Origin of the sequence: Acinetobacter lwoffii, assembly GCF_022809915.1 — a bacterium.
Classification (GTDB): domain Bacteria; phylum Pseudomonadota; class Gammaproteobacteria; order Pseudomonadales; family Moraxellaceae; genus Acinetobacter; species Acinetobacter lwoffii_M.
On the sequence record NZ_JALGQY010000001.1, the window covers coordinates 187,545 to 211,491 of the forward strand.

At 44.0% G+C, this 23,947-nt stretch carries 22 protein-coding genes and 3 pseudogenes; 15 read left to right on the forward strand and 10 right to left on the reverse strand.

Annotated elements, in window-relative coordinates; translation table 11 throughout:
* Positions 1–29 precede the first annotated feature (29 nt).
* From rpsP to rplS, 4 genes are all read left to right on the forward strand, one after another.
* Positions 30–287 (forward strand): 30S ribosomal protein S16, encoded by a 258-nt coding sequence (rpsP, locus tag MTX11_RS00890; RefSeq protein ID WP_085064356.1) that lies wholly within the window; start codon positions 30–32, stop codon positions 285–287.
* 30 nt (positions 288–317) lie between these two features.
* Entirely contained in the window at positions 318–866 is a 549-nt protein-coding gene (gene rimM, locus MTX11_RS00895; RefSeq protein WP_004281200.1) for a ribosome maturation factor RimM, read from the forward strand.
* Positions 867–894: 28 nt separating this feature from the next.
* A complete protein-coding gene (gene trmD / locus MTX11_RS00900) occupies positions 895–1,629 on the forward strand; it encodes a tRNA (guanosine(37)-N1)-methyltransferase TrmD (RefSeq protein ID WP_243474143.1) in 735 nt (244 codons plus the stop codon).
* 185 nt (positions 1,630–1,814) lie between these two features.
* On the forward strand, positions 1,815–2,189 hold the full coding sequence (gene rplS, locus MTX11_RS00905) for a 50S ribosomal protein L19 (RefSeq protein ID WP_004281205.1): 375 nt from the start codon (positions 1,815–1,817) through the stop codon (positions 2,187–2,189).
* Positions 2,190–2,259: 70 nt separating this feature from the next.
* Here rplS and MTX11_RS00910 read toward each other — a convergent pair.
* From MTX11_RS00910 to MTX11_RS00930, 5 genes and pseudogenes are all read right to left on the reverse strand, one after another.
* A pseudogene (locus MTX11_RS00910) lies at positions 2,260–3,234 on the reverse strand (esterase/lipase family protein).
* 69 nt (positions 3,235–3,303) lie between these two features.
* Positions 3,304–4,272 (reverse strand): esterase/lipase family protein, encoded by a 969-nt coding sequence (locus MTX11_RS00915; protein ID WP_044109069.1) that lies wholly within the window; start codon positions 4,270–4,272, stop codon positions 3,304–3,306.
* A gap of 133 nt (positions 4,273–4,405) precedes the next feature.
* Complete coding sequence (locus MTX11_RS00920; protein WP_338129130.1) at positions 4,406–5,377, reverse strand: esterase/lipase family protein; 972 nt, start codon at positions 5,375–5,377, stop codon at positions 4,406–4,408.
* An 83-nt stretch (positions 5,378–5,460) separates the two neighbouring features.
* Entirely contained in the window at positions 5,461–6,471 is a 1,011-nt protein-coding gene (locus MTX11_RS00925; RefSeq protein WP_243474145.1) for an esterase/lipase family protein, read from the reverse strand.
* Between the two features lie 390 nt (positions 6,472–6,861).
* Complete coding sequence (locus tag MTX11_RS00930) at positions 6,862–7,890, reverse strand: lipase secretion chaperone (RefSeq protein WP_243474146.1); 1,029 nt, start codon at positions 7,888–7,890, stop codon at positions 6,862–6,864.
* Between the two features lie 181 nt (positions 7,891–8,071).
* On the opposite strand from MTX11_RS00930, the gene truB reads away from it, so the two are divergent.
* From truB to MTX11_RS00945, 3 genes are all read left to right on the forward strand, one after another.
* Complete coding sequence (gene truB, locus MTX11_RS00935; RefSeq protein WP_243474147.1) at positions 8,072–8,977, forward strand: tRNA pseudouridine(55) synthase TruB; 906 nt, start codon at positions 8,072–8,074, stop codon at positions 8,975–8,977.
* A 12-nt stretch (positions 8,978–8,989) separates the two neighbouring features.
* Positions 8,990–9,754, forward strand: coding sequence for a sulfite exporter TauE/SafE family protein (locus MTX11_RS00940; RefSeq protein WP_243474148.1), 765 nt, complete (start codon positions 8,990–8,992; stop codon positions 9,752–9,754).
* A 134-nt stretch (positions 9,755–9,888) separates the two neighbouring features.
* On the forward strand, positions 9,889–10,356 hold the full coding sequence (locus MTX11_RS00945; protein ID WP_243474149.1) for a hemerythrin domain-containing protein: 468 nt from the start codon (positions 9,889–9,891) through the stop codon (positions 10,354–10,356).
* Between the two features lie 410 nt (positions 10,357–10,766).
* On the opposite strand, the gene MTX11_RS00950 is transcribed toward MTX11_RS00945, so the two are convergent.
* The 3 genes from MTX11_RS00950 to serA form a co-directional block, all read right to left on the reverse strand.
* Positions 10,767–11,645 carry an EamA family transporter gene (locus MTX11_RS00950; RefSeq protein WP_243474150.1) on the reverse strand — a complete coding sequence of 293 codons (879 nt, stop codon included), beginning with the start codon at positions 11,643–11,645 and terminating at the stop codon, positions 10,767–10,769.
* Between the two features lie 240 nt (positions 11,646–11,885).
* Entirely contained in the window at positions 11,886–12,767 is an 882-nt protein-coding gene (locus MTX11_RS00955) for an EamA family transporter (RefSeq protein ID WP_180086833.1), read from the reverse strand.
* Positions 12,768–12,892: 125 nt separating this feature from the next.
* On the reverse strand, positions 12,893–14,125 hold the full coding sequence (gene serA / locus MTX11_RS00960) for a phosphoglycerate dehydrogenase (protein ID WP_004732371.1): 1,233 nt from the start codon (positions 14,123–14,125) through the stop codon (positions 12,893–12,895).
* A 354-nt stretch (positions 14,126–14,479) separates the two neighbouring features.
* Here serA and MTX11_RS00965 point away from each other — a divergent pair, with 354 nt between their 5' ends.
* The 8 genes and pseudogenes from MTX11_RS00965 to MTX11_RS00995 form a co-directional block, all read left to right on the forward strand.
* On the forward strand, positions 14,480–15,889 hold the full coding sequence (locus tag MTX11_RS00965; RefSeq protein ID WP_243474151.1) for an FAD-binding oxidoreductase: 1,410 nt from the start codon (positions 14,480–14,482) through the stop codon (positions 15,887–15,889).
* A gap of 141 nt (positions 15,890–16,030) precedes the next feature.
* Positions 16,031–16,408 (forward strand): hypothetical protein, encoded by a 378-nt coding sequence (locus MTX11_RS00970; protein ID WP_243474197.1) that lies wholly within the window; start codon positions 16,031–16,033, stop codon positions 16,406–16,408.
* Between the two features lie 214 nt (positions 16,409–16,622).
* The gene (locus tag MTX11_RS00975) at positions 16,623–17,072 is read left to right on the forward strand and encodes a hypothetical protein (RefSeq protein WP_243474152.1); all 450 of its coding nucleotides are present in this window, start codon (positions 16,623–16,625) and stop codon (positions 17,070–17,072) included.
* A 264-nt stretch (positions 17,073–17,336) separates the two neighbouring features.
* Positions 17,337–17,447, forward strand: a pseudogene (locus MTX11_RS16585) (hypothetical protein); the annotation flags it as partial.
* A 60-nt stretch (positions 17,448–17,507) separates the two neighbouring features.
* Positions 17,508–17,894, forward strand: coding sequence for an IS66-like element accessory protein TnpA (gene tnpA, locus MTX11_RS00980; RefSeq protein ID WP_243474153.1), 387 nt, complete (start codon positions 17,508–17,510; stop codon positions 17,892–17,894).
* Entirely contained in the window at positions 17,891–18,226 is a 336-nt protein-coding gene (tnpB, locus tag MTX11_RS00985) for an IS66 family insertion sequence element accessory protein TnpB (protein WP_243474154.1), read from the forward strand. Before tnpA ends, tnpB begins: the two co-directional genes overlap by 4 nt.
* 74 nt (positions 18,227–18,300) lie before the next feature.
* Positions 18,301–19,968 (forward strand): IS66 family transposase, encoded by a 1,668-nt coding sequence (tnpC, locus tag MTX11_RS00990; protein ID WP_243474155.1) that lies wholly within the window; start codon positions 18,301–18,303, stop codon positions 19,966–19,968.
* 29 nt (positions 19,969–19,997) lie between these two features.
* Positions 19,998–21,152 (forward strand): annotated as a pseudogene (locus MTX11_RS00995) (MFS transporter); the annotation flags it as partial.
* 179 nt (positions 21,153–21,331) lie between these two features.
* Here MTX11_RS00995 and MTX11_RS01000 read toward each other — a convergent pair.
* Positions 21,332–21,628, reverse strand: coding sequence for a DUF3817 domain-containing protein (locus MTX11_RS01000; RefSeq protein ID WP_004645001.1), 297 nt, complete (start codon positions 21,626–21,628; stop codon positions 21,332–21,334).
* A gap of 120 nt (positions 21,629–21,748) precedes the next feature.
* Positions 21,749–23,932, reverse strand: a complete 2,184-nt coding sequence (gene yccS, locus MTX11_RS01005) for a YccS family putative transporter (protein ID WP_243474156.1) — start codon at positions 23,930–23,932, stop codon at positions 21,749–21,751.
* Positions 23,933–23,947: the final 15 nt, after the last annotated feature.

Below are 23,947 nucleotides of genomic sequence, written 5' to 3' on the forward strand. Positions count from 1 at the left end.
ATAATCCGTAAAAACTATAAGGTTCTATCATGGTTGTTATTCGTCTTGCACGCGGTGGTGCTAAAAAACGTCCGTTCTATCAAATCATTGTGACTGATAGCCGTAATGCACGTGACGGTCGTTTCATCGAACGTATCGGTTTCTTCAACCCTACAGCTCAAGGTAAAGCAGAGAAACTTCGTTTAGATGCTGAACGTTTTGCTCACTGGGTTTCTCAAGGTGCTCAACCTTCTGATCGTGTTGCTTCTTTAGCTGCTCAAGCTAAAAAAGCTGCAGTTGCTGCATAATTTTTCTATAAATTAGGTAGTAGCTTGCCCATGACACCAACACAGAATGTTCCCGAAGATCGTATTCAGATTGGACAGTTGCGTTCAGCATATGGATTAAATGGGTGGCTCTGGGTCTATTCCAATACAGAACCTATGAGCAACATATTTGACTATCTGCCTTGGTACATTGAGACCAAAGCAGGTTGGCAAATTGTCGATGTAAAACGTTGGAAACCACATGGTAAAGGCCTGGTAGTTTCGCTTAAAGGTGTGAGTGATCGCACTGGTGCAGACGAACTGGTTGGCTCCAATGTCTGGATCTCTAAATCGCAACTGCCTCAAGCAGGCGTAGATGAGTACTATTGGTCTGATTTAAAAGGTCTAACTGTGTTAGGTCTGGATGATGAAGAACAAGAAGTCAATCTCGGTCAAATTTTTGAGCTGTTTGAAACAGGTGCTAACGATGTGATGGTGGTTCGCGCAACTGCCGACAGCATTGATGGCGAAGAGCGAATGATCCCATGGCATAAAGATGTGGTGCAACGCGTTGATCTTGAAGCTGGTCGTATCTACGTCAATTGGGGCGTAGACTACTAAGAATTTTTCGGAAATACGGGAGTCTGCGATGTTTTTTGCAGTCATTACGCTTTTTCCTGAAATGTTTGAAGCGATTACAGCCTATGGTATTAGCGGGCGCGCAGCAAAACGTGAGTTGATGCAAATTCATTGCATCAATCCTCGCGATTATACGACGGGCAACTATAAACGGGTGGATGAACGTCCATTCGGCGGTGGTCCGGGTATGGTGATGATGGCTGAGCCTTTGGCAAAAGCAATCCAGCATGCCAAAGAGCTTGCAACGCAAGCGGGTGCAGTTCAGGTTCCTGTGGTGTATATGTCACCGCAAGGAAAGACCTTAAACGAAACTGCGGTACAGGATTTTGTCAAATATGACGGAATTATAGTACTGTGCGGACGTTATGAAGGCGTCGATGAACGTTTGATCCAGCAATACGTTGATCAGGAATGGTCAATTGGAGATTACGTCTTGTCGGGTGGTGAACTGCCTGCGATGGTTTTATTGGACAGTATTATCCGGAGACTTCCGGGTGCCATGTCTGATGAACAGTCACACGTGCAAGACTCATTTGTGGATGGTCTTCTAGATTGCCCACAATATACCAAGCCAGATCATTTTGAAGGTTTGGATGTGCCTGAGGTGTTAAAGTCCGGGCATCATGCCAATATTGAAAAATGGCGGTTTTTGCAGCGATATCAGCGTACACTTGAACGCCGCCCAGAGTTGGTGGAAAAAGTCGAGTTGACCAAGCAGCAGAAAAAATGGCTAAAAGATTTGTAAGATATTGATGAGTGATCATTTCTGTCTTCAAGCAAGTACTTAAAATGATTTAAGTATTCTTTAATAGGCTCTTTATGGTTGAGATGGTCAACCATAAAGGGAAAGATAATCGGGTGTATGCGCTTTAGCCTCTATACCCAGCGATGATCAGACCTCTTCTGACTCGCACATATTGGAGATACCCCATGAGCGGTAAGCATCCTTTAGTTCAAGTAATTGAAAACGCACAATTGAAACAAAACATCCCTGCTTTTGCACCAGGTGATACAGTTATTGTTCAAGTTAAAGTAAAAGAAGGCGACCGTGAGCGTTTACAGGCGTTCGAAGGCGTTGTAATTGCTAAGAAAAACCGTGGTTTGAACTCTGCGTTCACAGTACGTAAAATTTCTAGCGGTGTTGGTGTTGAGCGTGTATTCCAAACTCACTCTCCAATCGTTGCTGGTATCGAAGTGAAACGTCGTGGTGACGTTCGTCGTGCTAAACTTTACTACCTACGTGAATTGTCTGGTAAAGCTGCACGTATTCGTGAAAAATTACCAGCTCGTAAAACTAAAGCTTAATTTTAAGTTTTATACGAGTGAAAAAATGCGCCTTTGGGCGCATTTTTTTATGTCTGGCTATTTTAATAAATCATAAACCTTGCAGTTTTAAACGGTTGGCATGCTGACGATAGGCAGCAACTGGATCAGGCGCAAAGGTACCTTTAATGCCAAACAACAAGTTGATTTCATCCAGATGATTCCACGGGTAATCATCACGAATCGTTTTACCAAATTTGGCACTACATACCGACACAATTCCATCATTTGCGCCAGCCTTGCTCGCAGAAAGTAGATCCAAGGCTTTCATGGCGGCATCGCTGACATCTAGGGGATTGGTCACGGGTTGATTGCCCGTCATTGAATACAGTGCAATGCCTTGGTCTGTATATTTGCCTCATGGGCTCAGCGAAAGCCCGAGTTTAAAGCGTTGGTTAAATTCGGCTGTGCCTTCAATCGACGTGCTGTGTCCTGCTGCCAGAGTATTATGTGGGAAAGCTTGACTGTCTAAGCCTTGTGCCCACATGATGACGTTGCCAAAACTGCTGATCAGGGTATTGAGCAGTTCAGATGTTCCGGTTTGATTAGCAAGTCGCATGACATCAGAGGCGACAATGGTGCCTTGGTTGGCACCCCCCACAGTCATCACGGAGGCTACATGTTGCGGTATCACCCCGGCTGCATAACGCACGCTATGCGCACCATGACTATGACCAATTAAATTCAGTTTTTTGGCGCCGGTGATTGCCATGACTTCTTTCAGTTGCTCCACATATTGTTCACCTCTGATTTCGCTGGAATTGAAAGGTGAGATGCGGGTGGCAAAGGCAGTTGAACCGTTACGGGCTAAATCTGGCAAAATTTGATACCAATAATCCATGCCTAAGGCATCAAAACCAATTCGATTAAAGCCGACCATGCCATGTGCAAATACAATCGGGTATTGTGTTTTTGCATAATTGGACACGACAAATCTGGATTCTGCTTGCTGCAAATTGGAAGCCTGCACATATTGGCCCGCAAATAACACGCAGCATAAGGTTATAAAATGCGTTCTAATTTTCATAAAGTTCCATTTTGGCGGTTTAAAAATTAGAAAATCCCTGTGCATTGGGATGACAGGGATGAGATTGAATTACAGGCCTTGCAATTTGAGCCGGTTGGCATGCTGGCGATAAACATCGACTGGGTCTGGAGCAAAGATATTTTTTAATCCGAGGAACTGGTTCACTTCATCCAGATGGTTCCAGTTGTAGTTATCCCGAATGGTTTTACCGAATTTGGCACTACAGCGGGAGACCAGACCATCATTTTCCTTGCCGCCATCAATGAGTAGAGCTGTAACTGTCAAGGCTGAATCAGGATCGAGCGGATTGGTGACTTGACCTATACCGGTAAATGAATAATGACGAATATCACCGTCTTTTTCCTTACCTTCACCGCAGGCGGTGGTTGGCATACCGAGCGGATATTTCTGGTTGAATTGAGCGGATCCTGCCAGGGTCAGGCTGCTACCACCGGCCAGAGAATCATGCGGGAAACTGTTCGGATCCAACCCTTGTGCCCAGGTGATGGCCTTAGACACCAGGTTGATACCACCGACTAAAGGCCCTTGTATCGGTGTACCTTCTGCTTGCAGGATCAGGTCTCCAACCGGGGAGCCCTTATGCGGAGCACCGACAGAAGTCAGGGAAGCGACTATTCCATTCCCTGCACCTGCGACATAACGAATGGTCGGGCCGCCATGTGAATGACCGATCAGATTGACTTTCTTTGCACCGGTAATGGCCAGAATTTCATTTACCTGCTCTAAAAGTTGCTCACCCCGAATTTCCGATGAGTTAAAAGGCGAGACACGTGTTGCCCAGACATTACCGCCATTACGCGCCAGATCCGGTAAAATCTGATACCAGTAATCCAGTCCAAACTGGTCAGTACCGATCCGGATGAAACCCGCCATCCCATGTGCAAAGACAATCGGATATTGGGTCTTGGCATATTGTGAACTGGCTTTTGCTGTGACCTGACTGGCCTGGGTGGATGCCTGGGTGCTGAGACATGTACCCGCCAGCAGCAGGCCGGTGATTAATATTCCGAATTTCATTATATTTTCCTCACTTTTGTTGTTTTAACGGGATGATCCTCATCCAGTTGCCTAAAGTTCCCCTATGTAGCAGGGACTCAGTTTCCTAAGTTTTTTTAATTAATAAAGATGATCTATTCATAAAATAAGTGATTTATAAGCCTTGCAGCTTGAGCCGGTTGGCATGTTGGCGATACAGTGCGACCGGATCCTGCGCGAAAGGACCCAAAATGCCAAAAAACTGGTTTACTTCATCAAAGTGGTTATGGGCATAGTCCTGACGGATGATTTGGCCATAGCGTCCGCTATACAGCGGTAGAGCACCATCATTGGCTTCTCCTTTCAGGAAACTGCTACCTAAAGTCACGACTGTAGACTCTATCGCATCCAAGGAATTGGTTGCCTGCCGGTTGCCCATCCAGGAATAGTGGTAAATTCCATTGGATGTAAGTTTGCTGCCTTGGGTCTGACGGTTTTGGGGAATGGCAGAGGAGCCATATTTCACATTGAAGGCCTGAATCGCCTCTGGATTCGTGGCTTGCAGTGCCTCGATAATACTGACCGGATACTGGTTAGCTGTAACCAGATTCATGCTATGGCCCAAAATTGTACCAATGGCATGGATAAAGGGTTCAAGCAGTGGCGTCTGGCTGGCATTGACAAAAACCGGGGTGCCTTGCATCGCCCCGGCAATGGCGGTTAAAGAGGCGGCTTTATGCGGTGCAACGCCCTCGATATATTGAATTGTTGGGCCACCTTGGCTATGCCCAATCAGATTGACTTTCTTCTGGCCCGTCAGTGCCAGTATTTCATCAATTTGCATCAAGAGCTGTTCACCGCGCAGTTCATTGGACGCAACAGCAGACAATTCGGCAGAAAACACCCGTGCACCATGCCGGCTCAGGTCTTGGGGAATCTGATACCAATAATCCAAACCGATGCGATCCGTTCCAATCCGGTTAAAACCAAGACCAAAACCATGAACAAAGACCATCGGATATTTTGTCTTGGCATAACTCGAGAGGACAAAATTGCTTTTATATTCCTGTAATGCCGAGGCTTGCACAGGGCCAGTCAAGATGGAAACCAGCAGTAAAAGGTTCAAGTGATAGATTATTTTTTTAATTGCAGCTTCCCGGTCACTGATAGATCAAATGAAAAGAACCAGAAAAAAGCCTATATTTCAGCTGAAATATAGGCACCCTGGCGTTATAAACCTTCTAATTTGAGTCGGTTGGCATGCTGGCGATAGAGGGCGACCGGATCGGGTGCAAACACGCCTTTCAGACCAAACATCATATTGGCCAGGTCAGTATGATTGAGTTTGTACTGGTCATGAATGACCTTGCCCATGAAAGCGCTACAACGTGATACCATGCCATCATTGTCTTTACTGCCATAAGATAAAGGGCCGAGCTGCATCAGGATCGTATCAATATCCAGGGCATTGGTGGCTTGGGCCACACCCGTCCATGAATAATAATGAATGCCTTTACTATCTTTCTGTTTTAAATTTTTATTGCAGTTTTCTGTAGAAGCCAATACGCCATCTTTGACCACCTGCTGTGCCACTGTGGCATTAAAAGTATTTGAACCAGTCTGGCTCAGGGATTTCATGGAAGCATCAAAATCAATTTCCAGTTCAGGCTTAAACTGACCCAGTGCAATCAATGGACCAATAATATAATCACCTAAAATGTTAAAGGCGGTACGCGTCAGGCTATTGTTCTGAATATCATCTGCCACTTTGGAGCCATGGTAGGTTCCTGCAACGCCGGTAATAGAGGCGATATACTGCGGCTGGGTCGCTGCAACATACAGCACTGTTGGTCCACCATGGGAATGGCCAATCAAGTTCAGTTTTTGCTTTCCGGTAATTGCCAGAACCTCTTCAACCTGATGGATTAGTTGTTCTCCGCGATGCATCGTTGTATTTGCCGGCGATAATTGTGCCGCAAAGACGGTTGAGCCATTACGTGCCATATCCGGCAGAATCTGATACCAGTAATCCAGCCCGATACTATCGGTGCCAATACGTGACCAGCCTAACCAGCCATGTACCATCAGGATGGGATATTGGGTCTTGGCATAGTCAGACCGGCTCTTTTCGATGACTTGTGTTGCACTCGCTGCAGCCTGAGTCTGTGCAGAAAAACTGAATCCCAGAGTGGTCGCTAAAGCCACAGTCAGTAACTGGGCTGTCTTGCTGAAAGTATACATAGCTGTCCCTTTTTAAATTTTATCGTTATTCAAGCAATCATTGCTTTTTGTAGAGTGTTGCAAGCCACAAATCAGACGATGAAAATACAGTTTCGGCCTTCAGTGGCTGAGCAATTTTTCTTTTGAAGAAGCGGTATTTTTTCACTTCAGAGGTCTAAAACCATGTCATTTGGGGACATGCAGGACAGGAGGGATTTACATTGTAAATATATGTTTTATTAACAGATGTATTTAAATAAAAAGTCTTTGAAATCATTAAACTTTGTCTAAGTTATTTTGTGTAAATACGAAATATTTGGAAACAACTATAAAAGATCATTTTGAGAAAAAATATAAAGTTATCAAAAGGGCATTTATAAAAAAGCCATCAACAGGTGATGGCTTTTAGGCTTAGTCAGCAAAGGGTAGCTTGGCTCCCTGATCATGAACCTGTTCAAATGTTTCAACCCGCAGCTGTTCTTGCGGTGTATTAAAATGTTTACTGCGCAGCTGGGCAATGGCTTGCTGTTTGGCGGTATCTGACATGCCAGACTGGGTAATCTGATCCCGTTCATCTAAATAGCCCGTCACCCGGTTTTTCCAGTCGCTGCGTTGTACATCCAGTTGTTCCAGACGCTGTGTCGCTTCAGCACCGACCAGATTAATCCGCATCTGCCGGATTTCATCACGGGAACCGCCACGGGCTTTAATATCTGCGGTGAGTTTGCGCAGATCTTCCAGTTTATTCAGTTGTTCCAGGTTTTCCTGCCAGTCCTGCGGGAGCTGCTGAAACAGTGCTTTGAGCTTTTGGGCTTTTTCAGTCTCAGTCAAGCTTTTGTCTGCCAATACACTCATCCGGTCCAGGGTATATTCATGATAGGCATCTTCTGTGCCAAACAAGCCTTCAATTTCATACTTGGAAAAGTACTGCTGGCGAAAATTCTGGGTACTGTTATAGATGCTCCGATAATAGGCAGGATCTTCCTGATTCAGCCCGGCCGGTGCAGTGAGCTGGCCCAAACCCTGACGATACTGGATATAACGATCCCATAAATCCAGAATTTGCGAGAGTGCCGGTTCTTTATGATTCTGACGAATATAGGCTTTAAAATCCTGCTGGATCTGCTGCAGATTTTTTTCACCAAACTGGGTAATAAAATATTCAAAACAGTTGCGGGTCTGTTCATTCACGATCAGACGATTGCTGGTATCTAACTGCATCTGACAATTAATTTCAGTATCTCGCTGGCTGGCACTGGGGAAGGAAGCATTGGCAGGGCCATTGACCAAGAGTGCGGTTTGCTCTGCCTGAGTTTCAGTTAAAGGCATTTTTGTCCCAGTATCTGTTTGAGTATTTTCTTTTGGGGACAGCCATAAGATCAGCGTGAGAATGCATAACACCAGCAACGCCAGAATGATCCATATTTTATATTTCTGCATATCCTATGCACCTATTTTCTCGTTATTTCATTATTTTTAGAGGTTTAAGCTTTTTAAAAGCGTTTAGTTGTTGAAACCGGCTCAATATGCCATAAAAATCATTAGAGACTATAGAAAAGTTGTAAATCCTCTCGCAGGGTTTTACCATGGCGCCAATTTATAAAATGTCTGATTTTTTGCCATGAAAGCATCATCTCCTAAAATTCAGCGTCGTCATCTTAGTGGTGTCTTCCTGCTCAATAAGCCTTTGGGTATCAGTTCTAATGCCGCATTGCAAAGAGTCCGCTGGTTGTACCGTGCACAAAAAGCCGGCCATACTGGTGCGCTGGATCCGCTGGCATCTGGTTTATTGCCCGTGTGTTTGGGGGAGGCGACCAAGTTTTCGCATTATTTATTAGATTCGGTCAAGCGTTATCAGACGACCGTATTTTTGGGACATAGCACCACCACGGGCGATGTGGAAGGTGAGGTGCTTCTGGAAAAAGCAGTTCCTGAACTCTCGGAAGCCTTGATTCAGGACACATTGGCACGGTTTATCGGGGATATCCAGCAAGTGCCGCCGATGTATTCTGCCTTGAAAAAGGAGGGTCGTCCTTTATACGAACTGGCGCGTAAAGGCATCGAGATTGAACGTGAAGCACGTCCGATTACCATTTTAGCGATTGAGCTTTTATCCTTTACGGAAAACAGTATCACGCTGGATATTACCTGTTCTAAAGGCACTTATATCCGGGTATTGGGCGAAGATATTGCCAAAGCGCTGGGAACTTATGGTCACCTGACTTATCTGCACCGCATCAAAACCGGCCATTTTGATTTGATTCCAAGTTATACCATTGAATATCTGGAAAGCCTGAGCGAAGCAGAGCGTGATGCACTGTTGTTGCCAGCCTATGCACCAGTTGATCATTTTCCAAAAGTGCAGGTACCCGAAGGTCGTGCAGAATATTTTAGCCGCGGCATGGAAAGCAATATCGAACATGAAGCAGCTGAACAGGTGCTGGTTTTTGATGGTGACAAATGTCTGGGTCTAGCTGAAATTACCGACAAAAAACGTCTAGTACCTAAACGTGTCCTGAATCTCTAATCGAGTCAATATATGGAAATTGAGATCATCATCAGTCTGGTTGTCTTTGCATTTTTTGCAGGGGCTATTGACGCTGCCGTGGGCGGTGGTGGTCTGATCCAGATCCCGGCAATTATGGGGAGTTTACCGCATTTACAGCCTGCTACGGTCTTTGGCACCAATAAACTCGCCTCCATTTGTGGCACCGCTTCTGCGGCATTTTCCTATCTGCGTCAGGTAAAACTGCCCTGGTTGCTCCTGAGCGTGATTGCACTGTGTAGTTTTGTCAGTTCTTTTATTGGTGCAGCCAGCGTTACACTAATTCCAGTCGAGATTCTTAAGCCTTTTGTACTGGTCATGTTGATCGTGATCGCAATCTATACCTTAATGAAAAAACAGTTTGGCCAAGTGCATACTGAACAAAAACTGAATCGGAAAATGCTGATTCTGGCCGCTTTGGGCAGTCTGGCGATAGGCTTTTATGATGGTATCTTTGGTCCGGGCACTGGCAGTTTTTTTATTTTCTTTTTTATTCGCTATTTAAGCGTCGACTTCCTGCATGCATCTGCCTTATCGAAAATTGCCAATTTCACCACCAACCTGGCCGCCTTAAGTTTTTTTATCCCCAGTGGCAATGTGCTGTTTATGGTCGGGGCAATGATGGCGATGGCCAATATTTGTGGTTCCTTGGTAGGGGTGCGTTTGGCATTTAAATATGGCAGTGGCTTTATCCGGATTTTATTCCTGATTCTGGTCAGTCTGCTGATTTTCCGAATGGCATACCAGATGTTTATATAGATATAAACCCGATGTAAATCATTCTCGATATTAAAGTTTCTTAACAAATCACTTTATAAACTGCGTCTGAACCTGTTCTGAAAATCTCCTAGAATCAATGATATGAAAAATAAAACAATCGGAGAAATATCGGAATGACGACTATTTTTGAAGCATTAAGAGAGAGTCATGAGATTCAGCGTGATCTTGCAGAAAAACTATTACAGACTTCCGGGGATACAGCAGAACGCCGCGAGCTGTTCAAGCAACTGAAAAATGAATTATTTGCCCATGAGGCTGCGGAAGATCGTTATTTTTATATCCCCTTGATGATGACTGATTCAGGCCTGAATATTACCCGCCATGCTTTAGCTGAACATCATGAAATGGACGAAATGATCGAGGAATTAACTGTAACTGAATTGAGTAATCCAGGCTGGATTGCCATGGCCAAAAAACTTTCCGAAAAAGTGCATCATCACTTAAAAGAAGAGGAACATGGTTTCTTCCAGCAGGCCGGTAAAATTCTGGGTGAAGAGCAGAAGACCGCTTTAGCAGTGCAGTACAAGAATGAATACCAGCGTTATAAAGACATGAAAAAAGATATGCTGGTACAAAACTAAACATCGAAAAGATGACATTTGATTAGCTACTTTTCCATAACTTATAACTCAAATTAGATGTTTGAGTTAATCGTTATGCATGTTTAGCTTAAGAAGATGATTGTACAGCCTCATTTCTTAAAAATTTAAATGCTTTTGTGTAGGCAATCTCCCTACTTTGGAAAGACCCAAAGTAGGCAAAAGTCTTTTGTTACCCATACACGACGTCCTGTCGTGATGGGTAACATGTGGCATCCTTGCCACACTCGCGTATCAAAAATCTCTTTATTGCAACTAGGGCATCTGATCATCTTTTTATCTGGAGATATGAGATTTTTATCCATTCATCTATTTTTTTAGTTATATCGAAGGGATAAAGTGAAGAGATTAATGATGAGATATATTTAGTTGTTCAAATTCCAATAAGCCTTTTAGGTATTCTTTTCTCCCGATCCTTGACGGGCGGCACGTACAGTCACGCCGACTGATGCCAGCATGATACAGATCAGTGCCACGGTCTGAAGAAGCGTAATTTTTTCGCCTAATAGTACAAAACCGGCCAGTGCAGCCAAAGCCGGAGACAGGCTGGACAGGGTACCATAGCTGGTTTTATTCAAATGCTGAAGTGCCTTTAAATCCAGAGCATAAGGAATGGCTGTTGCCAGTACAGCAATGCTAATTGCCTTGCCCCAATGTTGCGTATCAATCAATGCGGGCGTGTTGTTGTAGAGACCGATAGGTAGCAGACACAAAGCCGAGATACTGATCGCAATAGTCAGTGCATGCATGCCGATATTTTGCTGCACCACACGTTGGCCAAAGAAAATATACAGTGCCCAGCATAAACCCGCACCTAAAGCACAGGCGGCGCCGAGCAGGTCGAAATTACTGCTATTGGCCTGTCCCCATGGCACCATTAACGCAATGCCTAAAATGGCCATCAATACCCAAATATAATCACTATGATGTTTGATCGAGAGCAGGGCCAGACCTAAAGGACCAATAAACTCCAGACCGACTGCAATTCCCTGCGGTAATCTTCCTAGAGACAAATAGAATAAAATATTCATGACCCCTAAAGCGACGCTATAGCAGAGTAAATCCCGCCATTTCAAAAAAGGCAAACGCTGAATGATTTTCCAGGAACGAAACATCACGCCGACAATGATCGCTGCAAAACAGAGTCTTAAAATGGTCACTGTGATAGGGTCAAGGACCAGAAAAAGTTGCTTGGCGAAGGATGCACTGATCTGGTACGACATCATGGATAAAACCATGTACAACACAGCAAGGAGTTGGGCGTTTGGCATGGGAGTTACTTACACCAGAAAGGTGTAATCAGGACATGGAAGAAAGCGGGATTATAGCAAAACGGTTAATTTTTAATGAGTAGGGGTGGAAATAATTTTAAATTTAAAGTTACTTTTAAAAAGAGAAAATTTTGATCTTAGAAGAGTATTAGACTGAATTTATCGACTTTGAGTAGGCTTTTCCAGCTAATATTTTTTTAAATTCAAAGTGAGTAGTATTTCTTATAACGAATTTTAAATTTAAAAGTGCTCAACTGTATTTTTTCTTCTTTGACTGGTCACCGTACAACCCACTGAAGCACTGATAATCGTGGCCAATGCCAGCCACTGCGTCCACAACAAGGTTTCCCCCAAGAATACAAAACCTGACAGCGCGGCAATAGCGGGTTCCAGACTCATCAAGGTGCCGAAACTGAGTGCGCTTAAATTACGCAGTGCGATCATTTCCAGAGTGAAAGGCAGGGCACTGGCCAGTACTGCCAAAGCCACAAAATACAGCAAACTCATCGGTTCAAAAGTATGTGCCGGCATGCCTGCAAAGAGCGCAATCGGCATCAAAACCAGCATACCGACAAACATTCCCAAGCATACAGTATGATTGCCAGAAACGCCTGAAGGTCTTTGGCCGGCAACGATATATAAGGCCCAGCAAGCACCGGCACCTAGGGCAAATGCAATCCCGATCGGGTCAAGCGGCTGGGCAGCCTGATCAAAAGGGAATAGCAGAACCAGGCCCAGAATCGCCAGACCGACCCAGACAAAGTCGAATTTTTGCCGCGCATAAAACAGGGCAACACTTAAGGGGCCAATAAATTCAAAAGAGACAGCAATTCCCAGCGGCAGGCGATCAATCGACAGGTAAAACAAGAGGTTCATGCCGGCCAGAGCAATGCCATAACTGATAATGGCTGGCCACTTGATCTGTCTGAAATGGATTCGCCAAATTTTAAAAATCAGTGCCAAAATCATAGCGCCTAACAGCAGACGCATGGCTGAAACGGTCAGGATGGGAAACTGACCGAACAGATATTTGGCAAAGGAGCCACTGCTTTGCATACTGATCATGGCGATCAACAGAATCAGCGGCGCTTGCACCATTGGTGCAATTTTAAAATTCAGCATGACTAAATAGGTTTCGATTTCTCGAATAGCGGAAGAGCAGCATAAGCTGAAAAAGGTATTAAAAATACAAACCTTAAAAACAAAAAACCACAGCCCGAGAGCTGTGGTTTTTTTGAAATCTTGAATTAGAACAATACGCGTGCGCGGATTGTACCTTCAACATTAGAAAGCATATCAAGTGCTTCATGAGATGCAGCAGCATCGACATCCATCACCAGGTAACCGACATCGCCTTTAGTCATCAGTGACTGGCCAGAGATGTTGATGCCTTGTTCAGCAAACAGGTTGTTGATTTTAGACAACACGCCCGGAATATTTTGGTGGATGTGCAGTAAACGGTGTTTGCCTTCAGTCAACGGCAATGCGATTTCTGGGAAATTCACCGCAGATAAAGTCATACCCTTGTCAGAATAAGCCACGAATTTCTCAGCTACTTCCAGACCGATGTTCGCTTGCGCTTCCATCGTAGAACCGCCTACGTGTGGAGTCAGAATTACGTTTGGCAGGTTACGCAGTGGAGAAACAAATTCTTCACCGTTTGCTTTAGGCTCTTTCGGGAATACATCTACCGCAGCACCAGCAATGTGACCAGATTTGATCGCATCTGCCAGGTCTTCGATCACGACACAGGTACCACGTGCCGCGTTGATGAAGATTGAACCTTCTTTCATTTGCGCGAACTGATCTTTGGTCATGAAGTTACGTGTAGACGGAACATCAGGAACGTGTAGAGAAACCACATCGGCATTTGCCAAAAGTTCGCCCAAGCTACCGACTTGACGTGCATTACCTAAAGGCAATTTAGTCACTGTATCGAAATAGATCACTTTCATACCCATGCTTTCAGCAAGTACAGAAAGTTGTGAACCGATTGAACCGTAACCTACGATACCTAAAGTTTTACCACGTGTTTCGAACGAACCAACTGCAGATTTGTTCCAGCCGCCTGTGTGAGTGTCTGCTGATTTTTCAGGTACACGGCGTAGAAGAAGAATAGCTTCAGCAAGTACAAGTTCAGCGACTGAACGCGTATTTGAGTAAGGTGCGTTAAAGACTGGAATACCGCGACGCATTGCTGCATCCAGGTTCACCTGGTTGGTACCGATACAGAAACAACCGACAGCAATCAGTTTGTTCGCAGCTTCAAAGACTTCTTCAGTCAGTTGAGTACGGGAACGAATACCGACGAAGTGAGCATCTTTGATCGCTTCTTTCAACGCTTCACCCTCAAGCGCAGTTTTACGATAGTCGATATTGGTATATCCAGCAGCATTTAGAGTGTCGATTGCATTCTGGTGAACGCCTTCTAACAACAAGAAACGGATTTTATCTTTAGGTAGAGAAAGATGTTGGCTCATTACGGCTCCGCTACAAAGGCCAAATTTAGTCGCGGTATGATAGCACAGGAATGGGGCGGTTATACATTTCCTTAATGACGCTCACATCAGCTATTCTGGCAAGATATATTGATAATAATGATCATGGTGTTTGATTTAAATCTGCATTTTCAAAGGTATATTATCAAAATTGTCATTTTTCGCGGGAAACACCAAAAAATAGCTTATAATATTGCGCCATGCTTTTAAAGCAGCGTGATCCGGTGCTTTAATAACCATGTTTCGCCTGATTTGTATCCATGTTTTTATGCATAAAAAATGTGCAAATGAACCAGCGAAGTCTCTCTTGTTTAAATCATGCTAGGTCTGCAAACGATGAATGCTCCAGTCGCTTTAACCCCTGAGTTATTGACCCAATTGACTGCAATTGTGGGTGAAAACCGTATTAAAACCGATACGGACAGCCTCCAGAATTGGGGTCGCGATCATACGAAGCACTTTGATCCAAACCCGTCAGTCGTCGTTTTTCCGTCGTCAACTGAGCAAGTTCAAGACATCGTAAAACTGGCGAACCAATTTAATGTTGCAGTGACTCCATCGGGTGGTCGTACCGGTCTTTCTGCAGGTGCAGTCGCAGCCAATGGCGAGATCGTGGTCAGCATGGACAAGATGAACCAGATTCTGGAGTTTTTCCCGGCAGATCGTATGGTGCGCGTACAGGCAGGTGTGGTGACTGAACAGTTACAGAACTATGCTGAAGAGCAGGGCATGTATTACCCAGTTGACTTTGCTTCGGCAGGTTCATCGCAAATTGGCGGTAACATCGGTACCAATGCTGGCGGCATTAAAGTGATTAAATACGGCATGACACGTAACTGGGTGCTTGGCCTGACGGTTGTCACAGGTAAGGGCGATGTATTGCGTCTGAACAAGGGCATGATCAAGAATGCTACTGGTTATGCACTTCAGCATTTATTTATTGGTGGTGAAGGCACGCTGGGTCTGGTGACTGAAGCGGAAATCAAGCTTGAACGTCAACCGCAAGACCTGCAAGTAATGGTACTGGGTGTGCCTGACTTTGATGCGATCATGCCGTTATTGCATGCTTTCCAGGCGAAAATTGATTTAACCGCATTTGAGTTTTTTGGTGAACTGGCAATGCAAAAAGTCTTGGCCCATGGTCATGTGCAGCGTCCATTTGAAACTGAATGCCCATTTTATGTATTGCTTGAGTTTGAAGCGCCGTTTGAGCCGATTATGGACAAGGCGATGGAAATCTTCGAGCACTGCATGGAACAAGGTTGGGTGCTGGACGGCGTGATGAGCCAAAGCCTTGATCAAGTGGAAAGCTTATGGCGTTTGCGTGAAGACATTTCTGAATCTATCGCGCCATTTATTCCATACAAAAATGACATTTCCGTTCTGATCACGCACGTTCCTGCATTCATTAAAGAAATTGATGCAATTGTGTCGGCGAATTACCCAGACTTTGAAATCTGCTGGTTCGGTCATATCGGTGACGGTAACTTGCACCTGAACATCTTGAAACCTACTGATTTGTCTAAAGATGAATTCTTTGCCAAATGTCAGGTCGTGAACAAGTATGTCTTTGATACCGTGAAAAAATATGACGGTTCAATTTCTGCGGAACATGGTGTGGGCATGACCAAAAAGCCATATCTTGAATATTCACGTTCTGCGGAAGAAATTGAATATATGAAAGCCCTGAAAAAAGTGTTCGATCCAAATGGCATCATGAACCCGGGTAAACTTTTCGATCTTTAATCGGTTGGAATTGAAAAAAGCGCATCGAAAGGTGCGCTTTTTTATTGCTGTGTAAATACAGTTACAGAGTCTAAATGGTTTTGTAGTAAGAAGCTCGGCATGATGGGTTGGAATAAGAATGACGATAAAGGGTTAAATAATATGTTCCGGATATTGGCAGTCGCAACTCTCGCTTTTGGTATATTGGGTTCAGGCTGTGCAACTGCTCAACAGGTCATTGCAAAGGTACAGTCGTCTTCGGACACGCCTTTGGAACAGGTTTTACAATTAAGACCGGATTTACGCAAGGAACTGGCAACGGTTGAATTACGGCAGTTCTTTGACAAGGTAGAGTCGCCCAAGATTGGACAGGTCAAAGTCACTGAAACCGGTTTAATGGATGATTCGGTACATTCGGTACAGACCATTTATTATTTTAAACGGGAAGATAACAGCTGGATGCTGGAAAACACCGAGAAGTTGTATCGTTGTGCAAGAGGTTCAAATACCAAGACTTTCCAGAAAGCGGTCTGTCCATAATAGTGTTTGATCTTTAGGCAGTTTTTGGTTAAAAGCGTATCTAAGGATGCGCTTTTTTGTTTTGGGAAGGGGGAGTTAATGGACTCAAATATATTAGCCGCTACAATTGGCGTAATTGGAGGATTTTTAGCTTCACTCTTATTTATTCTATCTAAATAGGTTTTATACCAACTAGGATAAAAGAAAATCAGAAAAAATCCTACGAGAAAAATTATTGTATCGTGAGAAAGATAGTGAACTAGAGGCAGATCAAAATTTTATTTTTTCTTTACCTAATTTGAAAAGAGAAGTGTATTTAAACTGTCATATCAATTGGGATAGCGGAATCACTCTTAATATGATGAAAGGTAATGAAGACTTAATCTGGTTTTTAAGATTCTGTTGGCTAAGCTTAGTAAGATTTTTTCCTCAAGATCATTTTTCAACAGAAGGACATGTTAATTATATTGATCAATTTATCATGGATAGGGCTAACTATCATTCCTCTAGATTAGACTGTAGTGACCAATTAAAAAGTGGGAGTATTTCAAAAATAACGCTAGGATATTCAATAGCAAAAGATATTGATCAACTAATTATAGAATTGGTAGAACAAATTCTTCATTTTGAAAATGTTAGAAAAGAAAAATGGTTTCAAGAGTGGAATTCAGTAGAGTCTATTTGATTTTTATAAATTATTAGAATATAGATGAATAATGTATCCTCCCTTGATTTGTAATGATTATAAGCACTTTTCATTTCACGGCTTTTCAATAATTTTTATGAATTAGATAATTTGGTTTCAAGTCGCTAAAAGCAAAAATAATATTTTGATTAGGTCATTAAAAAAGAGAACGGACTTAAAAACAGGACTCTGCTAAAATTTCTTCTTTCTATTTTAGACAAAGTTCAGTCTGTTAAAACGGGCAGACTGACAATAAAAACTCCCATGCAAAAAATCCAAACCCAAAAACTGACCCGTGCCACACTCATGTTCCCGCTGGCACTGGTCCTATTTGAATTCTCAGTCTATAGTAAGCGTCCGCTGAACACACCTTCTGAATTCATCCTATAAGCCTTAATTTAGTCCCCACTTAGAAACAAGTGGGGACTTAAATTTATGACTACAAATCATCAGACATCCATCGCATCTCTTGCGAAAAAACGAAGAACATACAGTGCTGAATTTAAACAGCAGATCGTTCAGGCTTGTAAAGCACCGGACGTTTCAATTGCTTCAGTCGCTTTGCAACATGGATTGAATACAAATCTTGTATCCAAATGGATTCGCTTAATTGATGCTAAGCCAGGGAGTGATCGCTCACCACTACCGAATAAACCTGCATTTATTGCCTTATCTTGCTCTGCACCATTAGATCCTACTCCTACTGACATGTTAAAAGTTCAAATTACTTTACCCCACTCAAAAGCAGAAGAAATTGGCTTGAAATGGCAGATATCAGAAATACCTGCCTTGGCAGAATTACTCAAGGCACTTGCAACATGATCCGTATCAATGAAATTTGGCTCTCTACCCAGCCCATGGATATGCGAGCAGGAATGGATACTGTCATGGCTCAGGTGGTGAGAGCCTTTGGCTACATCAAACCGCATTGCGCCTACCTGTTCTGTAATAAACGTGGTCATCGTATGAAAGTGTTGGTACATGATGGACTGGGCATCTGGCTGTGTGCCCGGCGTTTGGAACAGGGCAAATTTCACTGGGCTAAAGTTCACCAGGGTGAAAGCGTAGCTCTCAACCCGGAACAGTTACAGGCACTGATCCAGGGTTTGCCTTGGCAGCGCATTGGACGACAGCAGGTGGTCACGATGCTCTAAACCAAGCTCGGCTATTCTGCCATCCTCCAAACGTTCTATTTCATTCTTCTCATGACCTCAGGCATACTGCGGTCATGAATACGCTGCCAGATTTAAGCCAACTGACCCATGAACAACTGCTGGAATTCACCCGGCAGTTGGCGATGCAGCATCAACAACTCGCAGAAGATAAACAACAATTAGATGCTCAAGTTCAACATCTGGAAGTATCAAATCAACAATTAGATGCCAAAGTTCAACATCTTGAAGTCACCAATCAGCAATTAGATTCTAAAGTTCAGCATCTTTCTATTCTCAATCAAAAATACGAGCATGAACTGGCGCTGTTTAAACAGCATAAATTCGGCAGTAAAAACGAACATCTCACCGCAAAACAAATCCATCTATGGGACGAAGCGGTCGAAGAAGATATCGCAGCCGTTGATCTGGAATTAGAACGATTAAATGCAGATAAAACCCATGCAGCGACACAGAAAGCCACAGTCAACAAACCTAAACGTCGACTGCTGCCAGATCATCTACACACCATCCGTATTGAGCATGAACCTGCATCAACCCAATGCAGTTGTGGCTGCCAGTTACGTCGTATCGGCGAAGATATCAGTGAAAAACTGCATTTCAGACCGGCACAGTTCTATAAGGAACAGCATGTACGTGGCAAATGGGTCTGTGATCAGTGCGACACCCTGACTCAGCAAGCGATGCCCGCCTATGTGATTGATAAAGGTATTGCCAGTCCTGAACTGCTCAGCCATGTGCTGGTATCGAAGTATGCCGATCATTTGCCGCTGTACCGTCAGCGCCTGATCTATCAGCGGGCTGGCATTGATCTGTCCAGATCCACGTTATCTGACTGGATTGGTCGCTGCGGTGTGGAACTGGAACCTCTGGCCAATGCCTTAAAACAGGTGGTGCTGCAACAGCGGGTGATCCATGCCGATGAAACGCCGGTCACCATCATGCGGATGGGTGAGAATGATAAAAAACCGAAGAAAGGTTATGTCTGGGCCTATGCCACTACACAGTACAATCCAGTTCAAGCCGTGATCTATGACTTTCAGGATAGTCGTTCAGGTCAGCATGCTGAAGCGTTCCTGAAAGACTGGCAGGGCCATCTGGTCTGTGATGATTACAGCGGTTATAAAGCACGCTTTAAATCAGGTCAGGTCATTGAGGTGGGCTGCATGGCGCATGCGCGTCGTAAATTCCATGAACTGCATGTGACCAAAAAAAGTCAGGTCGCTGAACAGGCATTAGTGCTGATTCAGAAACTGTATGCCATAGAAGCAGAACTCAGGAAAAAGACCGATGGTACAGCAGAACAGCGCCGCGAATACCGACAACAGCATAGTCAACCGGTGATGCAACAACTGTATGAATGGCTCAACCAACATCAACTGACTGTGCCATCGAGTTCTCCAACCGCCAAGGCGATCAATTACACTCTGAAGCGTTGGCCAGCTTTAAGCCGCTATCTGGATGATGGCAATCTACCGATTTGCAATAACTGGGTGGAAAACCAGATGCGCCCCTGGGCGTTGGGACGTAAGAACTGGTTATTTGCAGGTTCGCTGCGCAGCGGTCAGCGAGCAGCCAATATTATGACATTAATCCAATCAGCAAAGCTGAATGGGCTGGATCCCTATGCCTATTTAAGTGATGTGCTGAAAAGGTTGCCGACACATAAAGTGACTCAGATTGAAGAATTGCTACCACACCGCTGGAAACCTGAACCGAATTAAAAAATAGGCATGGGGTTCAGCGGACGCTTACAGTCTATATCTGTAATGACCTGATTCAACCGGCCATGCTGGCGATTACCCGTGATTTTGGCGTGAGTAGTTCATGGGCACCATCCTCCATGTCCTTTTTCCTGTTGGGCGGGGCATTTGTCGCAGCGATCTTGGGGCCATTGTCCGATCGTCTCGGACGTAAAACGGTACTGCTCGGCGGTGTGGCATTTTTTACCCTCAGTTGTCTGGCCATTTTATTGACACCCAATATCGAAAGTTTCTTATTCCTGCGCTTTTTACAGGGCTTTGGCCTGTCCTTTATTACTGCTGTAGGTTATGCCGCCATTCAGGAAAGCTTTGAAGAACGTGATGCCATCAAAGTCATGGCACTGATGGCCAATGTGTCTTTGCTGGCACCCTTGCTAGGACCAGTGCTGGGTGCCTTTATGATTGATCATATCTCCTGGCATTGGGGTTTTATCGGCATTGCATTTCTGTCATTTCTGAGCTGGTTCGGCCTAAAAGCCAAAATGCCAAATCTGAAAGTCAGTATTCCCAGACAGCCGGTCAGCTATATTCTGGATGACTTTAAACAGGTTCTAAAAAATAAACGCTTTGTGATCATGACTGTAGCCTTGCCTTTGGTGAGTTTGCCTTTGATGTTATGGATTGCCTTGTCACCGGTGATTCTGGTCGAGCAATTTGGATTAAGTAGTGTGCAATATGGTCTGGCGCAGTTTCCAGTCTTGGGCGGCCTGATTGCAGGTAATCTGATTTTGCTGAAAATTATCGATAAAATGCCGCTGGGTAAAACCGTATTATTGGGTCTGCCATTGATGCTGTTAGGTGCAGGTTTATTGATGTTGGGCTTATTGATTCCAGAGTATTTTGTCCATTGCCTGATTATCGGTACCACCTGTATCAGTCTCGGTGAGGGTGTAAGTTTTTCGGTACTGTACCGTTTTGCACTGATGTCTTCTGAAGTGTCCAAAGGCACGGTGGCCGCGACGGTTTCTATTATCCTGATGCTCAGCTTTTTTGTAGTGATTGAAGCAGTACGAATGGCATATGAAGCCTATGATATTTGGGCCTATTGTGTTGCCTCTTTGATTCTGATTGCACTGTGGTTTACTTTGCCACGCATGCAACTCAAACAGTTAATGCTGGAAAGACAGGAGCGTGGGGAGTTTTGATTCCTTATTAAGGGAAATTATAAATTATTGAAATCATATGTTCAGTATTGAATTTCCCTCTCCTTTTAGGAGAGGGCTAGGGTGAGGTTAAGTATTTAATAAGTTCCCTCTCTCTAACTCTCTCCCAAAGGGAGAGATAATTTTCTTTTGACTGATCTAATTATATTAGGATTCTACAATTAAGCTTCAGCGGGCTGTTCCAGCTTCTTCAGTTTCATATCAAACAGGAATGGACCGAAAGGTAGAATCGAAGCGATTAAACCCATCACAAACATGCTGAGAGACCATTTCTGTTTTTCACATACCGCAAATAACACCACCAGAAATAGCACAAACAGTACGCCATGACCCATGCCGACATATTTCACCAGAATCGGATTATCCATCATATATTTCACTGGCATCGCGATAAATAACAGCAGCAGGAATGAAATCCCTTCAAGCAAACCGACCAGACGCAAAGTTTTGATGTTCATAATACATATTGATTTAACCGAATTAGTTCTGAGTGTACCGAATATCACCTGAATATTGAATCTTAATAATAAAGATATATTCAATATTTTTAATAAGTTATAACCAAGTAAGGCAGTTGGTTATTTAATCTCGGCACCTAATAATTCATGACGTAATTTTAGTAATTCCGGTAAGGTTTCCAACAATAAACTGATCTGTTTCAACACCAAAAGCAGATGTGCTGACTGGTTTTCCTGGGTACTTAAGCGTTGAATTTCTGCCAGTTTATGATCGATGTCGTAGGTATCTAAAGGCTGTTGTTGCAGCAATACCCCAGTTAAGGTTTGCTGGCACCAGTGCATTAAATCCAGAATTTGTGTATCAGTAACCTGCTCACGGTGACTCCCCAATGCTGCAATATAACTGAGTTGGCTATGACTATAGACCAGATAGCGAAAGGCACTTTTGACCAGTTGCGGATCTGGATTCGGTTCGGTACTCAGACTTGAAATCATGCTGGATAAATCAATCTGTGCATTGTGGGCCAGACGCCGTGCAGTCCGGTAAGCAATACTGTTATCTTTACCGTTTCGATATTGCTCGACCACTGCAGCAAAATAGTTCAGTGTAGCAAGCGATGATTTTTTAATATTGCTGGAAATATTACGGAAATTCCAGTCAGGCCAGATCCAGCTTACTGCCATCCAGGCAATCAGACAGCCTATGAGGGTATCAATGATACGCGGTAAAATAATGGCATAACCGGCACCTTTCAGGTTGAAAATCAGGAGTACCATCAAGGTCGCCATGAGGGTTGCCATGGCATATTTTTTGGAACGCAGATAGAAAAAACCGACACCAAAAATCACTGTCAGCAGCAATTGTCCTTCGATACTTGGTACAAAATACAGAATGGGAACACCCAGCATGACCCCTAATAATGTTCCCAGAGTCCGCAATTTGAGCCGGCTTTTGGTGGCAAAATAACTGATCTGACAGACAAACAGGCTGGTCAATAAAATCCAGTAGCCATTTTTCGCAAAGGGTAATAATGAAATGACATAGCCGACTAGAAATACAATGGCAATCCGCACGGCATGCCGAAAGAGTGCCGATTGCGGACTTAAGTGCGGTTTGAGTTTCAGCCAGAGATCTGTGCTATCGCGAATATCATCATCAAACAGGCTCAGGTCATCAAAATGCTGCTGATAGCGTGGCTTATACAGAGCATGTTGATCATGCAGGTGTTGTAACTGTTCATGTACACTGAGCAGATTGGTCAGAATAAGCTGTAAATTTTTAACTTCAATATTCTGTGGGTGTTGGGCAATCCAGTCCTGCATCGACTCCTGTAAATGTTTTAATGCCAGTTCATCATCTGCAGACAGATAAAATTTTTCATTGCGCAATACACATTCTGCCAGATGCTGACAGGCAAGGGCTTGCAGACGGATATTTTTCTGAATCCGGAAAATCAGGTCAGTGCGGCTAAAATGCTGTTCGATCTGTTCATAATGCAGATAATTCGCGGTGGCCTGTTCATGAATATCCTGCATCAAAAAATACAGATTCAGCCAGTAAATGGTATTACGATTGGCACGCGAAGCTTTGAGTCGGGTCAATAGCGAATCTTTGCTACGGTTAAAACTCTGAATGACTAAAGTATTTTTAAGTGACAACTCATAGAGCAGGGTTTCAACATTTGGATGCTGGTCTGGATCAAACAGTTTGGCTTTACTCAGCAGTAAATCCGACATGTGCTGCAAGCTTTGTGCGAGATTTTCCTGAACCTGCAAAGTAGGACGCAGCAGAAAAAATAGAATAGACGTCAGGCCGTACCATAGCGCCCCAATGACAAAATAAAGCGGCTGTTCATACCAGTGCTGATATTCGCCCAGGCCGAACATGGTATAGATTGACAGTAAAATGGTGCCAAATGAAATTGTGGCATAACGTTGGCCTAATGCACCCATTAGAATAAACAGCGCACTCGACAGGGATAGCCACAGTGCAAACCAGAATTTATGTGGAGCAAGAAATTCCAGAATGCTGCTGATACTAAAAAACAGAATGATGACCAGTAACAGGTTGCGCAAACGCAGGCTTAGCCGGTCATCAAAATCAGTCAGTGCCGTGGCAATTGCCCCTAAAGTTACTGGAACGGTCAAGAACTCATAACCCAGAAATTTCAGACCGAAAGTGGTACCTAAAAACACCAGCAGGATCTGCAGGCAATAAGTCATCAGCGCACTAGACTGAAAGGGCAGCAGGACAGGTTTTATAATTTTAACAAAAGTAGCAGTCGCAGGTCGGGCAGCATTCACAAGGACAGAATCCGG

Coding starts and splice junctions, on each gene's coding strand:
- rpsP (WP_085064356.1), top strand. CDS start 30: ATGGTTGTTATTCGTCTTGCACGCGGTGGTGCTAAAAAACGTCCGTTC.
- rimM (WP_004281200.1), top strand. CDS start 318: ATGACACCAACACAGAATGTTCCCGAAGATCGTATTCAGATTGGACAG.
- trmD (WP_243474143.1), top strand. CDS start 895: ATGTTTTTTGCAGTCATTACGCTTTTTCCTGAAATGTTTGAAGCGATT.
- rplS (WP_004281205.1), top strand. CDS start 1,815: ATGAGCGGTAAGCATCCTTTAGTTCAAGTAATTGAAAACGCACAATTG.
- MTX11_RS00915 (WP_044109069.1), bottom strand. CDS start 4,272: ATGAAATTCGGAATATTAATCACCGGCCTGCTGCTGGCGGGTACATGT.
- MTX11_RS00925 (WP_243474145.1), bottom strand. CDS start 6,471: ATGTATACTTTCAGCAAGACAGCCCAGTTACTGACTGTGGCTTTAGCG.
- MTX11_RS00930 (WP_243474146.1), bottom strand. CDS start 7,890: ATGCAGAAATATAAAATATGGATCATTCTGGCGTTGCTGGTGTTATGC.
- truB (WP_243474147.1), top strand. CDS start 8,072: ATGAAAGCATCATCTCCTAAAATTCAGCGTCGTCATCTTAGTGGTGTC.
- MTX11_RS00940 (WP_243474148.1), top strand. CDS start 8,990: ATGGAAATTGAGATCATCATCAGTCTGGTTGTCTTTGCATTTTTTGCA.
- MTX11_RS00945 (WP_243474149.1), top strand. CDS start 9,889: ATGACGACTATTTTTGAAGCATTAAGAGAGAGTCATGAGATTCAGCGT.
- MTX11_RS00950 (WP_243474150.1), bottom strand. CDS start 11,645: ATGCCAAACGCCCAACTCCTTGCTGTGTTGTACATGGTTTTATCCATG.
- MTX11_RS00955 (WP_180086833.1), bottom strand. CDS start 12,767: ATGCTGAATTTTAAAATTGCACCAATGGTGCAAGCGCCGCTGATTCTG.
- serA (WP_004732371.1), bottom strand. CDS start 14,125: ATGAGCCAACATCTTTCTCTACCTAAAGATAAAATCCGTTTCTTGTTG.
- MTX11_RS00965 (WP_243474151.1), top strand. CDS start 14,480: ATGAATGCTCCAGTCGCTTTAACCCCTGAGTTATTGACCCAATTGACT.
- MTX11_RS00970 (WP_243474197.1), top strand. CDS start 16,031: ATGTTCCGGATATTGGCAGTCGCAACTCTCGCTTTTGGTATATTGGGT.
- tnpA (WP_243474153.1), top strand. CDS start 17,508: ATGACTACAAATCATCAGACATCCATCGCATCTCTTGCGAAAAAACGA.
- tnpB (WP_243474154.1), top strand. CDS start 17,891: ATGATCCGTATCAATGAAATTTGGCTCTCTACCCAGCCCATGGATATG.
- tnpC (WP_243474155.1), top strand. CDS start 18,301: ATGAATACGCTGCCAGATTTAAGCCAACTGACCCATGAACAACTGCTG.
- MTX11_RS01000 (WP_004645001.1), bottom strand. CDS start 21,628: ATGAACATCAAAACTTTGCGTCTGGTCGGTTTGCTTGAAGGGATTTCA.